The 13,464-nt window shown below is 70.9% G+C and carries 14 protein-coding genes; 8 read left to right on the top strand and 6 right to left on the bottom strand.

What is annotated here, in order from left to right; all coding sequences use genetic code 11:
• Positions 1-141: 141 nt before the first annotated feature.
• Positions 142-1,938 carry an ABC transporter family substrate-binding protein gene (locus ACZ5HG_RS14615; protein ID WP_464177555.1) on the bottom strand — a complete coding sequence of 599 codons (1,797 nt, stop codon included), beginning with the start codon at positions 1,936-1,938 and terminating at the stop codon, positions 142-144.
• 289 nt (positions 1,939-2,227) lie between these two features.
• A complete protein-coding gene (locus tag ACZ5HG_RS14620; protein WP_464177557.1) occupies positions 2,228-2,776 on the bottom strand; it encodes a GNAT family N-acetyltransferase in 549 nt (182 codons plus the stop codon).
• 144 nt (positions 2,777-2,920) lie between these two features.
• Here ACZ5HG_RS14620 and ACZ5HG_RS14625 point away from each other — a divergent pair, with 144 nt between their 5' ends.
• The 6 genes from ACZ5HG_RS14625 to ACZ5HG_RS14650 all read left to right on the top strand — a co-directional run bounded on the left by ACZ5HG_RS14625 (position 2,921) and on the right by ACZ5HG_RS14650 (position 9,792).
• Positions 2,921-3,373 carry an iron chaperone gene (locus tag ACZ5HG_RS14625; RefSeq protein WP_464177559.1) on the top strand — a complete coding sequence of 151 codons (453 nt, stop codon included), beginning with the start codon at positions 2,921-2,923 and terminating at the stop codon, positions 3,371-3,373.
• Positions 3,374-3,474: 101 nt separating this feature from the next.
• A complete protein-coding gene (locus tag ACZ5HG_RS14630; RefSeq protein WP_464177561.1) occupies positions 3,475-4,650 on the top strand; it encodes an ROK family transcriptional regulator in 1,176 nt (391 codons plus the stop codon).
• A gap of 55 nt (positions 4,651-4,705) precedes the next feature.
• Positions 4,706-5,494: an ATP-binding cassette domain-containing protein gene (locus ACZ5HG_RS14635; protein WP_464182172.1), complete on the top strand. Its 789-nt coding sequence runs from the start codon at positions 4,706-4,708 to the stop codon at positions 5,492-5,494.
• 228 nt (positions 5,495-5,722) lie between these two features.
• Positions 5,723-7,273, top strand: coding sequence for a multiple monosaccharide ABC transporter ATP-binding protein (mmsA, locus tag ACZ5HG_RS14640; protein ID WP_464177563.1), 1,551 nt, complete (start codon positions 5,723-5,725; stop codon positions 7,271-7,273).
• A gap of 24 nt (positions 7,274-7,297) precedes the next feature.
• Complete coding sequence (gene mmsB, locus ACZ5HG_RS14645) at positions 7,298-8,587, top strand: multiple monosaccharide ABC transporter permease (RefSeq protein ID WP_464177565.1); 1,290 nt, start codon at positions 7,298-7,300, stop codon at positions 8,585-8,587.
• Between the two features lie 92 nt (positions 8,588-8,679).
• Positions 8,680-9,792, top strand: coding sequence for a substrate-binding domain-containing protein (locus tag ACZ5HG_RS14650; protein ID WP_464177567.1), 1,113 nt, complete (start codon positions 8,680-8,682; stop codon positions 9,790-9,792).
• A 53-nt stretch (positions 9,793-9,845) separates the two neighbouring features.
• Here ACZ5HG_RS14650 and ACZ5HG_RS14655 read toward each other — a convergent pair whose 3' ends face one another.
• Genes ACZ5HG_RS14655 through ACZ5HG_RS14670 form a run of 4 tightly spaced genes read right to left on the bottom strand, consistent with a single transcriptional unit; the run spans position 9,846 to position 12,010 of the window.
• A complete protein-coding gene (locus ACZ5HG_RS14655) occupies positions 9,846-10,232 on the bottom strand; it encodes a hypothetical protein (RefSeq protein WP_464177569.1) in 387 nt (128 codons plus the stop codon).
• Positions 10,233-10,236: 4 nt separating this feature from the next.
• Positions 10,237-11,364, bottom strand: coding sequence for a class I SAM-dependent methyltransferase (locus ACZ5HG_RS14660; protein ID WP_464177572.1), 1,128 nt, complete (start codon positions 11,362-11,364; stop codon positions 10,237-10,239).
• Complete coding sequence (locus tag ACZ5HG_RS14665) at positions 11,361-11,780, bottom strand: PIN domain-containing protein (RefSeq protein ID WP_464177574.1); 420 nt, start codon at positions 11,778-11,780, stop codon at positions 11,361-11,363. The genes ACZ5HG_RS14660 and ACZ5HG_RS14665 overlap by 4 nt, the downstream gene beginning before the upstream one ends.
• Positions 11,777-12,010, bottom strand: a complete 234-nt coding sequence (locus ACZ5HG_RS14670; protein ID WP_464177576.1) for a FitA-like ribbon-helix-helix domain-containing protein — start codon at positions 12,008-12,010, stop codon at positions 11,777-11,779. Before ACZ5HG_RS14670 ends, ACZ5HG_RS14665 begins: the two co-directional genes overlap by 4 nt.
• Before the next feature lie 131 nt (positions 12,011-12,141).
• Between ACZ5HG_RS14670 and ACZ5HG_RS14675 the strand changes: the two genes are divergently transcribed.
• Both ACZ5HG_RS14675 and ACZ5HG_RS14680 read left to right on the top strand, forming a co-directional pair.
• The gene (locus tag ACZ5HG_RS14675; RefSeq protein ID WP_464177578.1) at positions 12,142-12,567 is read left to right on the top strand and encodes a type IV toxin-antitoxin system AbiEi family antitoxin domain-containing protein; all 426 of its coding nucleotides are present in this window, start codon (positions 12,142-12,144) and stop codon (positions 12,565-12,567) included.
• Between the two features lie 179 nt (positions 12,568-12,746).
• The gene (locus ACZ5HG_RS14680; RefSeq protein ID WP_464177580.1) at positions 12,747-13,415 is read left to right on the top strand and encodes a hypothetical protein; all 669 of its coding nucleotides are present in this window, start codon (positions 12,747-12,749) and stop codon (positions 13,413-13,415) included.
• Positions 13,416-13,464: the final 49 nt, after the last annotated feature.

The raw sequence follows: 13,464 nt of genomic DNA on the forward strand, positions 1-13,464 counted from the left end.
CCGGGTGCGGCCGCTGCGCCCTCGGCCCTCGTGGGGCCCACGAGCAGTGTGCTAAAGGAGGGGGCGCACGCGAACGGGGGTACTGCGGCAGGTGGCGCCGCAGTACCCCCGTCGTGCGTTGCTCAGGTGAGCGTCAGGACGTCAGTTCGTGGACGTCGCGCTGGGGGCACCCAGGCTGTCGTCCGCGGAGATCTCCCAGTCCCAGTAGTTCCAGAAGATCGTCGGGGAGAGCGCGATGGTCGAGACGCCCTGGAGGACGTCACGGTGTGCGACCACACCCGGGAACTGGAAGATGTTGACACCGAAGGCGTCCGCGTTGAGCTGCTTCTCGATCGAGATGGTCAGCTCGGTCTCGGTGTCGGGGTCGGTGTTCGTCGACATCTGCGAGTACAGGTCGTCGATCGCCGGGTTGGAGTAGCCACCGAAGTTGTTGACGCCGTCGGTGATGTAGTTCGCCTCGGAGTTCAGGGCGAAGGTGTTCGTCGACTGCCAGCCGAACAGCGAGGCGTCGTAGGTGCCGCCGCCGAGCAGCGAGGACCACTTGTCGTCGCCGCCGTCGATGACGTTGAAGCCGGCCTGGGCGGCGGAGGCCGCGATCAGCTGGTACTCGTTCGCACGACGGACGTTGGACTTGCCGTAGAGGAAGCGCACGTCCACCGGGGTGGTGACGCCGGCCTCGGCGAGCAGGGCCTGGGCGCCGGCGATGTCGACGTCGGTCCACTGGGCCGAGTCGTTGGCCGCGACGACCTCGTCGTAGGTCGGGGAGCCCGGGACCACCGTGAAGGAGTCACGCGTGGTGGCGTCCTCCTTGAGCGGCTGGATGAGCTTCTCGATGATCTCCTGGCGCGGGATCGTCTTGAGGAACGCCTGGCGCACCTTGAGGGCCTTCTCGGCGTCGCCGCCGTAGGTGGCCGGGTCGAACGGACCGCCGTTGTTGAAGGTCAGGTCGACGTGCTCGTAGGTGCCCTCGTCGCCGGTGGTGTAGGTGACGCCGTCGATGCCCTCGAGGGTCGCCAGCACGTCCACGGAGGACTGCGGGGCGATGAGGTCGACCTCACCGTTCTGGAGCGCGGTCACCGCGGCCAGCGGGTCCTCGGTGTAGCGGATCGTGATGGAGTCCACCTTGGGCTCCGGGCCCCAGGTGTAGTCCTCGTTGCGCTCGAGGGTGATGTACTGGTTCTCGACGAAGTCGGTGATGACGTAGGCACCGTACGAGAGGTACAGGCGCTCGTCGTCCGGCAGCGACGTGAAGTTGAAGCCGTTGTTCCAGGTCTCCGAGATCGGGCCCAGGGCGGCGACGTCGTCGTTCTTGAACGCGTCGATGACGGCCTGCTTGGCCTCGGCCGGGTCGTCGATGCCGAGGGCGATCTCACCCAGCGCGTGCGCCGCGATCGGCGACGGCTGGCTCATGGAGACCTCCCAGTCGGAGCGGGGCTCCGTGTAGGTGAAGGTCACCGAGCGGTTGTCGTCGCTGATCTCCGGGAAGTCCGTGATCAGGTTCATCGCCGGGGAGGAGCTGTCGAAGTAGACCGTGCCCTCGGGCGCCGTGACGGAGCCGTCGTCGCCGGACTCGACCTGGTCGCCGGTGGCGGTGTCGAACATGTCGTTCTGCGCGCCCCACCACAGGATCATGTCCGCGGCGTCGACGGGCTGACCGTCGGACCACTGCACGCCCTCGTTGATCGTGTACTTGACCGTCAGCGGGTCCTCGGACACGACCTCGTAGGTGCCGAAGTCCTCGTTCTTGGCGAGGTTCAGGTCACCGTCGTAGTAGTTGAAGAACGAGGTCATCAGGTAGATGACGTTCGCGTTCGCGGTCGCGTTGCCGTTCGACGTGAGGTTGTTCGTCGAGAACATCGGCTGGTTCCAGCTGACGTTCACCGAGGTGGTCTCGTCGATCTCGGTCTCCGTGGCCGGCGAGGAGCACGCGGTGAGCACGAGGGCTCCCGCAGCCGCGACGGCCAGGACGGCGCTAGTTCGCCTGATCTTCAATGTTCCTCCTGAGAAGGGGGGCGCCCGCCGACCGTCTCGCCCTGCGGATCGGCACGGGGCCGATCGGGACGAGGCGGACGCACGGTCCCGCCATGGATGGGCCCACGCTAGTGACCTCCACCGGGGCAAATCGGACACAGTCGACGCTGGGGATCGATCGTTACCGGATCGATACTGAGCGGTAGTGTCCAGTATTCAAGACGCCACATGGCTGAAACATGCCGGAAACACGGGCTCACCGATCGGGTGATGTCGCCGAGGGCGCCACGGGGCGGGATCGCCCAGCACGTTCACGCCGGTCTGTGGTATGGAACCGGATCCCGTCCGGCGGCGCCTCCTGCACCACCCGGTCCCCCACGCGCACGAAGCCGGCCCGGCGGAACAGGGTCGCGGCCGGCTCGCGGTCCGCCGGCAGCTCGTCCACCAGCCGCCGCACGCTCGGGTGCGCCCACGCCCGCGCCATCAGCGCCGCCAGCGCCGCCGCGCCCAGCCCGCTCCCCCGCGCACCCGCCAGCACCAGCAGGTGCAGCAGCGCCTCGCCGTCCTCCACGCGGAACGCGACCTCGCCGACCACCGCGCCCTCGTGCTCCAGCACCGCGTGGAACCGCTCGTCCGGGTGCTGCTGCCAGTGCCGCAACCACGCCTGGTGCACCTCGGCCGGGAACGCCAGGCAGCCCTTCGCGGCGTCGGCGCCGGTCGGGGCGTTGTAGGCCATCGTCTCCGGGTCGGCCATCCACCGCTCGCGCAGCAGCAGGTCCGAGCGGGTCGCGGGTCGCAGCAGCACGCCGCCACCCTGGTCCGCCCGCGCACGCCGTGACCAGGGGATTTCCGCACCGATCACGTTCGGAGAAGCCGCCGGGGCCCGCGCCGTCCTAGCGTGGTCGCCGCCGATCCCGCCCGATCACCGACCGACCGAGGAGCACCTGCCATGTCCCCCACCGCGAAGAGCACCCGCCCCGCCGACCAGGAGGCCGAGGGCTTCACCGCCGAGGAGCGCGCCGCCATGAAGGAGCGCGCGCAGGAGATGCGCAAGGCGAAGAAGGGCAAGTCCGACCCCACCGCCGACCTGCTCGCCAAGATCGCCGAGATGCCCGCCGACGAACGCGCGATGGCCGAGGCGATCCACGCGATCGTGCAGGAGGTCGCCCCCGGCCTGAGCCCGAAGACCTGGTACGGCATGCCGGCGTGGGCGCGGGACGGCAAGGTCGTCTGCTTCTTCCAGCCCGCGTCGAAGTTCACGGCCCGCTACTCGACGCTCGGGTTCAACGACGACGCGCACCTGGACGAGGGGGCGATGTGGCCCACCGGCTTCGCGCTGACCTCGGTGGGTGACGCCGAGCAGGCACGGATCCGCGAGCTCGTCACCCGCGCCGCCGGCTGACGCGCCACCCCGGGCCGCCGGACCGCCCGGGGGTACCCTGCGTCCAGCGCACCGGAGCCGTGGTGCCGGACGCAGGCACGGGAGATGGGAGGCAGCCGACGATGGCTGGCTCGCAGACCGCCCTGCGCGAGGCGAACCGCGCGACCGTGGTGGACACCGTGCGCCGGTACGGCGGGCTGACCCAGGTCGAGTTCGCGGCGGCGACCGGGCTGTCCCCCGCGACGGTGTCGAACATCGTGCGCGAGCTGCAGGCGGTGGGCGCGGTCGAGGTGCGCGCCACGGTGCACAACGGCCGGCGCGCCATGCGGGTGACGATGGTGCACCGCACGGGCGTCGCGGCCGGCATCCGGATCGGCACCCGGCACCTGGCGGTCGCGCTGGCCGACTCCGGGCACGAGGTGCTGGTCGAGCAGACCCTGCCGCTGCCGCACGAGCACCGCGCCGACACCAGCCTGGACCGCGCCGCGCTGCTGGTGGTCGAGCTGCTGGAGCGGGTGGGGTCCTCGCTGGACGAGCTGCTGGGCATCGGCCTCGGGGTACCGGCGCCGGTGGACGCCGCGACCGGCACGATCTCGGTGCCGGGCATCCTGCGCGGCTGGGACGACGCCCCGGTGGCGCAGGTGATGTCCAAGCGGCTGGGCGTGCCGGTGTTCGTGGACAACGACGCCAACCTCGGCGCGCTGGCGGAGAGCCGGCTGGGCGCCGCGCGCGGCTACCAGGACTCGGTCTACGTGCGGGCGTCCCACGGCACCGGCGCCGGGATCGTGCTCGCCGGCCGGGTGCACCAGGGCTTCGCCGGGACCGCCGGCGAGATCGGCCACGTGCAGGTGGACCCGGGCGGGGTGGTGTGCCTGTGCGGCAGCCGGGGCTGCCTGAACACGGTGGCCGGTGCGCCCGCGCTGATCGAGGCGCTGCGGGTGAGCCGCGGGCCGCTGACCCTGCGCGACATCGTGGCGCTGGCCGGTGCGGGCGACCCGGGGTGCACCCAGGTGGTGCAGGACGCGGGGGCCGCGATCGGCGCGGCGGTGGCGGGGCTCGCCATCGCGGTGAACCCGCAGTGCGTGGTGATCGGCGGGGAGCTGGCCGAGACCGGCGAGATCCTGATCGGTCCGATGCGCGAGGCGATCCGGCGGCGGGTGCCGCTGAACCACATCGCCCCGCTGGAGGTGGTGGGCGCCGAGCTGGGCCCGCAGGCCGAGGTGATGGGTGCGGTGCTGCTGGTGCTGGAGAGCACCCACGCCCCGACGCACTGGTTCGACATCCAGGACGGAGACTGAGCACGTGGACGAGGCGATGTCGGCACTGGCGCCGACGGCGCCGGAGCTCGAGGCCATGACGGACCTCGGCACCGGTCGGCCGCGGCAGCCCGTGCTGTCCCTGAGGCAGGTGACCAAGCGGTTCGGCGCGGTGGAGGCCCTGGTCGGCGTCGACCTGGACCTGTTCCCGCACGAGGTGGTGGCCCTGGTGGGCGACAACGGCGCGGGCAAGTCCACGCTGGCCAAGGTGGTGTCCGGGGTGGTCCAGCCGGACGGCGGGCTGGTGGAGATCGCCGGGGAGCCGGTGAGCATCCCGAACCCGGCCGCCGCGCATGCGCTGGGCATCTCGACGGTGTTCCAGGACCTCGCGCTGTGCGAGAACCTCAGCGTGGCGGCGAACATCTTCCTCGGGCGCGAGCTGCGCCACGAGCACGGCCGGTCGATGGACATCGAGGGCATGGAGGTCGCCGCCGCACGGCTGCTGCGCGAGCTGACCATCTCGGTGCCCTCGGTGCGGGTGCCGGTGCGCGAGCTGTCCGGGGGCCAGCGGCAGGCGGTGGCCATCGCGCGGACGCTGACCACGCAGCCGCGGATCCTGGTGCTGGACGAACCGACGGCGGCGCTGTCGGTGGTGCAGACCGCCGAGGTGCTGACCCTGATCGAGGGGCTGCGGGCGATGGGGCTGGGCGTGGTGATCATCAGCCACAACCTGGCCGACCTGCGCGCGGTGGCGGACCGGATCGAGGTGCTGCGGCACGGCCGGAACAACGGCTCCTTCGACGCGGGCACCTCGGCGCCGGAGGAGGTCATCGCCGCCATCGCGGGGGCGACGACCCCGGCCCGACCGCGCTGGGCCGACGCCTGACGCGTCCGGCTTGCCTTCATTAGTTGCGGTCAACCCCCGGTCGGCTCCACGAGCTGCGGTCCGACGTGCCCGAATCGCTCCGATCTCCCCCCGCGTCACGTTGCGAATTGATAACACCCCGGTCGCATTGCGTTCAGAGGTTGACGCGAAGGATCGGGGCTCCTAGTGTCCGACGCGAACCAGCCGGCAGCGACGCCGGCACGTGCAACGCCGCACAAGGAGCAGGGCATGCCGACGGACTCCCCCGTCGTCCTCGAGATGAGGTCGATCACCAAGGTCTTCCCGGGCGTCCGCGCCCTGGACGCCGTGTCGATGACCGTGCGCGCCGGTGAGATCCACGCGATCTGCGGCGAGAACGGCGCCGGCAAGTCCACGCTGATGAAGGTCCTGTCCGGCGTGTACCCGCACGGCACCTACGAGGGCGCGATCGTCTACCAGGGCGAGGAGGTGCGCTTCAAGGACATCAAGTCCAGCGAGCGCGCCGGGATCGTGATCATCCACCAGGAGCTCGCGCTGATCCCCGAGCTGTCGATCACCGAGAACATCTTCCTCGGCAACGAGGTCAGCGGATCCTTCGGCATCGACTGGGAGACCGCCCGGCAGCGCGCCGTCGAGCTGATGGCCCGCGTCGGCCTGGTCGCCTCCCCCGACGAGCAGATCAAGAACCTCGGCGTCGGCAAGCAGCAGCTCGTCGAGATCGCCCGGGCGCTGTCCAAGGACGTGCGGCTGCTGATCCTGGACGAGCCCACCTCCGCGCTGAACGAGGAGGACTCCGAGCATCTGCTCGACCTGCTGCGCGGGCTGCGTGCCAAGGGCCTGACCAGCATCATGATCTCGCACAAGCTCGGCGAGATCGCCGCGGTGGCCGACTCGATCACGATCATCCGCGACGGCCGCACCGTCGAGACCCTGAGCGCCGCCGCCGGCGAGGTCGACGAGGACCGGATCATCCGCGGGATGGTCGGCCGCTCCCTGGACCACCGGTTCCCCGACCACACCCCGCAGATCGGCGACACCTTCTTCGAGGTGGACGGCTGGACCGTCGAGCACCCGCAGGTGCCCGGCCGGCTGGTGTGCAAGGGATCGACCTTCCACGTCCGGCACGGCGAGATCGTCGGCTTCGCCGGGATCATGGGCGCCGGCCGCACCGAGCTCGCCCGTTCGCTGTTCGGCCGGTCCTACGGGCGCTGGCTCGGCGGCCGGATCACCATCGACGGCCGCCCGGTCGAGCTCACCACCGTGCAGCAGGCGATCGACCACAAGATCGCCTACGTCCCCGAGGACCGCAAGACGCAGGGCCTCAACCTGCTGGACACCATCGCCGACACCATCGTGTCCTCCGACCTGCACCGGATCACCCGCTACGGCGTGCTCGACCCGGACTCGGCCGTGCTGGAGGCCGAGAAGTACCGCCGCTCGCTCAACATCAAGGCGCCCTCGGTCCGCGAGGGGGTGGTCAAGCTGTCCGGCGGCAACCAGCAGAAGGTGCTGATCGGCAAGTGGATGTTCCCCGACCCCGACCTGCTGATCCTGGACGAGCCCACCCGCGGCGTCGACGTCGGCGCCAAGTACGAGATCTACGGGCTGGTGCACCGGCTCGCCGACGCCGGCAAGGGGGTCGTCGTCATCTCCTCCGAGCTGCCCGAGCTGCTCGGGCTGTGCGACCGGATCTACACGATCTTCGAGGGCCGGATCACCGGCGTCCTCGACCGGTCGCAGGCCGACCAGGAGAGCCTGATGCGCCTGATGACCGGTTCCAGCCCGGCACTCACCAACTGATCGAACCCGAAGGACGACCTGACGATGACGTCACTCAAGCAGCTGTTCGGCGGCGGTGCCCGCCAGTTCGGCATGGTGTTCGCGCTGATCGCACTGGTGCTGATCTTCCACGTCGCCACCGGCGGGAAGGTGCTCACGCCGACCAACGCGCAGAACATCATCAACGGCAACTCCTACGTGCTGATCCTCGCGATCGGCATGGTGCTGGTGATCATCGCCGGGCACATCGACCTCTCCGTCGGCTCGGTGGCCGCCGTGGTCGGCATCATCGTGGCGCTGGCGATCCGGGACTGGGGCATCCCGTGGTGGCTCGGCGTGCTGCTCGGGCTGGCCGTCGGCGCGCTGATCGGCGCCTGGCAGGGGTTCTGGGTCGCGTACATCGGGATCCCCGGGTTCATCACGACGCTGGCCGGCATGATGTTCTTCCGCGGCGCCAACCAGTACATCGGCAAGTCGAACACCATCCCGGTGCCCAAGGAGATCCAGTACCTCGGCGCCGGCTACCTGCCCGAGTGGGGGCCCAGCACCGGCATCAACAACTCGACCCTGGTGCTCGGCGTGCTCGCCGTCGCCGGTGTGGTCTGGGCCGAGACCCGCCGCCGCCGCTCCGCCCGCCGCCTCGGCGTCGCCCCCGCACCGGTGTGGGTGTCCGTGGTGCGCACCGGTGCGCTGATCGCCGTGATCGTCTACGCGACCATCCTGTTCGGCACCGGCCGGGTCGGCACGTCCTTCCCGGTGTCCGGCGTGATCCTCGCCGCGCTGGTGCTGCTCTACGGCTTTATCTCCAGCCGCACGATCACCGGCCGGCACGTGTACGCCGTGGGCGGCAACAAGGTCGCGGCCTCGCTGTCCGGCGTGAACATCCGGCGGACCAACTTCTTCGTCATGATGAACATGTCGGTGCTCGCCGCGCTGGCCGGCATCGTCTTCATCGGCCGGTCCACCGCCTCCGGCCCCTTCGACGGCACCAGCTGGGAGCTCGACGCCATCGCCGCCGTGTTCATCGGCGGGGCGGCCGTGTCCGGCGGCGTCGGCACCGTCGTCGGCTCCCTGATCGGCGGCCTGGTCATGGCCGTGCTCAACAACGGCCTGCAGCTCATGGGCGTCGGCTCGGACTCCACCCAGATGATCAAGGGCCTGGTGCTGCTCGCCGCCGTCGCCTTCGACGTCTACAACAAGATCCAGGGCAAGCCCTCGATCATCGGCCTGCTCACCCGGCGCCGCGGCTCGCAGATCCCCGGCGGGCCCGAGAACGGCCCCGGCGGTGCACCGGTCGCGGCCTCGCAGCCCGAGACCCTCGCCCAGCGGCCCTGAACCATCCCCCATCCCCTGCCCGACGGGTCCACCCGGAGGGTCGGTCATCGCACCCGACGACGGGTGCCCGACAGAGGAAGAGTGGCACACCCATGAAGAAGCTGACAGCGGCGCTCGTCGCCGTCGGGGCTGCCGGAGCGATGCTGCTCACGGCGTGCTCCTCGTCCGAGCGCGGCGGCTCCAGCGAGGAGTCCTCCGGCTCGTCCACCGAGGCCACCGGCGGCTTCGACGCCGGCGCGACCATCGGCGTCGCGCTCCCCCAGAAGACCTCGGAGAACTGGGTCCTCGCCGAGGGCCTGTTCAACGACGGCCTCAAGGACGCCGGGTTCGACCCGATCGTGCAGTTCGCCAACGGCGGCGTCACCGAGCAGCAGAACCAGATCCAGGCCATGGTCGAGCAGGGCGCCAAGGTCATCGTCGTCGGCGCGATCGACGGCTCCCAGCTCGGCACCCAGCTCGAGGCCGCCAAGGAGGCCGGCGCCTACGTCATCGCCTACGACCGCCTGGTGAAGAACACCGACGCCGTGGACATGTACGTCGCCTTCGACAACTTCCAGGTCGGCGTGCTCCAGGGCCAGGCGCTCCTCCAGGGCCTCGCCGAGCGCAAGGGCGACGGCCCGTACAACATCGAGCTGATCGCCGGATCCCCCGACGACGCCAACTCCACGCCGTTCTTCGAGGGCGCCATGAGCATCCTCCAGCCGAAGATCGACGACGGGACCCTCGTGGTGCTGTCCGGGCAGACGTCCTTCGAGCAGGTCGCCACCCAGGGCTGGAAGGCCGAGAACGCGCAGAAGCGCATGGACACCATCCTGTCCGGCACCTACGGCAGCGCCGAGCTCGACGGCGTCCTGTCCCCGAACGACACCCTCGGCCGTGCCGCCCTCACCTCCGTGGCGCAGGCCGGCAAGGAGACCCCGGTCGTCACCGGCCAGGACTCCGAGGTCGAGTCGGTGAAGTCGATCATGGCGGGCGAGCAGTACTCCACGATCGACAAGGACACCCGTGAGCTGGTGGCCCAGACGATCAAGGAGATCACCCTCCTCCAGCAGGGCGAGGACCCGGAGATCAACGACACCGAGTCCTACGACAACGGCGTCAAGGTCGTGCCGTCGTTCCTGCTCACGCCGGTGATCGTGACCAAGGAGAACGCGGCCGAGGTCTACAAGAACGACGAGACGCTGTTCCCGCTGACGCAGGGCTGAGCGCCTGACGCGAGGGCCCCGGGCCGGGTGGCGGTCCGGGGCCCTCGTGCGCGTCAGAAGTCGGACAGCCGGATGCCGAGACGTTCCCGCTCGTCAGCGGCCCGATCCCGCGGGACCCACTCGATCGCGTACCAGCCGTCGCGTCGGGGGTCCGCGCTGCCCATCCAGTCGAGGTGGCCCGCACGCATCTCCGTCACGTACGTCCACGGCGGGTAGTCCTCCTGCGCGTACTCCTTCGTGCCGTCGGACCAGCGGACCACCAGCCACACCCACGGCTGCGGCGTGCGGGGCGCGAACGGGGTGCGGAAGCTGCCGAGCGTCGTGGCGACGTGCCCGACGGGCTCGCCGTCGCGCAGCAGCACCGCGAGGCCGTCGCGGAAGGGCTCCAGCTCCGGGTCAGGCTCCGGCGCGGGGCGCGGGGCACGCCGACGGAAGATCACGTGCTCAGCCCCGCACCGAGGCGGTGATCGTGAACTTGTCGTTCCGTGCGATCTGCCGGGTCGGTCCGACCGTCGCCCGCAGCCGGGGCCGGTACAGCAGCCCGGAGTTCCACACGCACCACAGCTCGCCGCCGGGTCGAAGCACCCGCGCCGCCTCGGCGAACAGGCCGTGCGCCACCCCGTCGAGCACGGCCGCACCGACGTGGAACGGCGGGTTGAGCAGCACCAGGTCGACGCTCGCGTCCGCGATCCCGGCGGTGCCGCGCGCCCGCTGCACCCGCACCCGGTCACCGAGCCCGTTGGCCTCGACGGTGGCCCGTGCCGAGGCGACCGCGGCGGCCGACTCGTCCGTGGCGACCACCGCGATCCCCGGCCGGGCGGCGGCGAGGGCCGAGGCCAGCACACCGGTGCCGCACCCGAGGTCGACGGCCTCGCGGGCGTCCGGCACGGCCTGCGCCAGGTGCTCCACCAGGAACCGGGTGCCGATGTCGATCCGCGCCCCGGCGAACGCGGCACCGTGCGCGCAGACCGTCAGCCCGAGGTCGTCGTGGCGGGTGCTCGCGGGCCAGCGCCCGTCCGCGGCGTCGGGTCGCGGCCCGGCGGCGTGCAGCACGCGGGCCTTCTGCCGACCCCGGCTGGCGTGCACGTCGGTGAAGGACCGCGCCAGCACCTCGTTCATCGACCGGCTCAGGTGCTTCTCCCGCCCGCCCGCGACCACCACCACCTCGGGGTCGGCGTGCTTCGCGACCAGCGCGGCGATCTCGTCCAGCGCGTCCAGCGAACGCGGCAGCGCCAGCAGCACCACCCGCGCCCCGCGCACCAGGTCGGGCCCCAGGTCGCACACCCGGTACGCGTCTGCGCCGCCGACCCGTGCCGCGTTGGCCGCCAGCGCCTGCTCGCCGGTCAGGCGGTCGGTGTGCGTGCGGACGTCGCGCAGGCCGAAGCGGTCGATCGCACCGAGCGTCAGCGCGCCGTAGCGGTCGCCGATCACCACCACCGAGCCGGGGGCCGCGCCGTCGAGCACGGTGGCGGCCTCGTCCAGGACCAGGCGGTCGGCGGCGTCCACCGCGGCGAGGTCGGGGCTGGGCAGGTCGGGGTCGACGCGCAGGTCGGCGAGGAGGTCGGTGGTCATGCTGCCCACGGGTCGATCACGGCGATGCCGGTGTCGGCGAAGTCCTTGCCGTTGCGCGTCGCACAGGTGGCGGCGTGCACCCGGCAGATCGCGGCGATCTGCGCGTCGGCCGCGTGGATCGGCCGCCCTGCGGCGCTGCGGGTCGCGAGGACCTCGGCGTAGTGCTCGGCCGCCGGGGCATCGAAGGGCAGGATCGCCCGGGTCTCGCGGTACGGCTCCAGCGCGGCGTCGATCCGTTCGGCGAGCACGGACCGCCGGCGACCGTCAGGCAGGCGACGCACCCCCGCCAACAGCTCCGCGAGCGTGACGGCGGTGATCGCCACGTCGCTGGTCAGGTCCTCCAACCACGCGAGGACGTGCGGATCGGGCTCGGGCCGGAAGATCTCGGAGATGACGTTGGTGTCGAGGACGATCACCCGAAGTCCACCGCCCGCGCCTCGTCGGTGCGCTCGGGCACGGCGAGGTCCTCGACCCCGCCGACCTCCTGCGCGGCACGCAGCAGCGCCAGCCCGATGTGGGGTCGCCGCGTCGCGCGGGTCAGGATGTCCCGCGCCTCGGCCTCCATGGACCGGCCGTGCTCCTTGGCCTGGGCGGCAAGCTGCTGCTTGACGGACTCGTCGAGCCCGCGGACGACGATCGTGGTCATGGTGGACCTCCTCGGGGATTGCTAGCGACGATGCTAGCAGCCGGGTCGCGTCCGCGTTCAAGGCCCTCGTGGACGACCCGGTGCACCCGGGGGCCACGCTCGTGGTTGTCCACCACGACAGGAAGGCGAGCGTGGACGACTTCGTCGACTCCATCTCCGGGACCCACGGGCTCGCTGGGGCGGCCGACTTCGTGCTGATCCTCGACCGCCCCCGAACGGCGGCAGCCGCCACTCTGCGGGTCACCGGCCGCGACGTGGAGCAAGGCGAGTACCTGCTGAACCTGCACGCTGGCCGGTCGTGGCAGCTACACGACGGTTCCATCGCAGACGCCGCTGCCGCCGCTCGACGTGCCCGATCCGTGGCTGGCCTCGGGGACGTCGCGGCCGGGCTGGTGGAGTACCTGGCCCTGCACCCGGACGGCGTTCGGGCCGCGGACGTGTCCTCCTCGCTCGGGCTCAGTTCGAAGGACGCGGGCGCGTACCTCGCCCGGCTGATGCGCGCGGGGAGGGCCGTCCGGGTAGGTCGAGGCCTCTACGCCCCTGCTGTACCCCTGTAGGTAGCATAGGAACTGTAGGAACACGAGCCGTACGACATCCCACACTTCCTACGCTTCCTACATCCCTGCGGGACACCACTCGTGACCACTGACGAACGCTGGAACGGGATGGGGCCGGATGGCTGAATCCGCTGTTGAACGCGCACGCGACGCGCACACGCGCTGGATACTCCCAGATCGTGGAAGACGTGATCAGGAACATCGGAGCGGTGGTCGCCGTCGTCGCGTCGCTGTTCGGCATCGTAGTTGGGCTCGACCAGCTCACGCTCCGCACGCGGATGCGCCGGGTCGCGGAGTGGTCGCGAGACTTGGCCAAAGACGAGGACGACGAGGGCCGACGGCACGTGCTTGCGACCGTTCGTCGCACGGCTACCGCTCAGATGGTCGCGAGCACCCTGGTCCCTGCCCGCATGTACCTCGAAGCCGGGGTCGTTACGGTGGGAGTGCCCGCCTACATGTTCATCTCGTCCGAGACCTCCGGACAGACGTGGATCGCCGCCATCCTCGGCCTGAATGTCACGGTTCTCGCGTACCGGCGTGCGATCCGCGTGCACCTGGAGCGCTACCGCATCGCGTCGGAGTACATGCGCGGCGGGGAGATCAGACTCCCCGGTCTATCGATGCTGCACCTCATGGAAGGTGGAACCCGCGTCGAGTTCCTGTGGGCGACCGCCCTCGGCGTAGGGGTCACTGGCCTCGGCTACAGCGTTGCGGCGATCGTCCACGGGGACAGGGACACGGTCCCGGTCCTCGTGCTGACGGCCGCCATCGGATCCATCGCGCTCGCCGTCACGGCCATCACGAGACGCGCGCCCTCGCTGATCAACCGGGCCACGTTCGGTCAGTAGTCTCACTGCCACCCCGGAACGGCGATAGCACGTCGACCACACGCGGGAC

The sequence above is a fragment of the Cellulomonas sp. GTC20042 genome, from assembly GCF_055389595.1.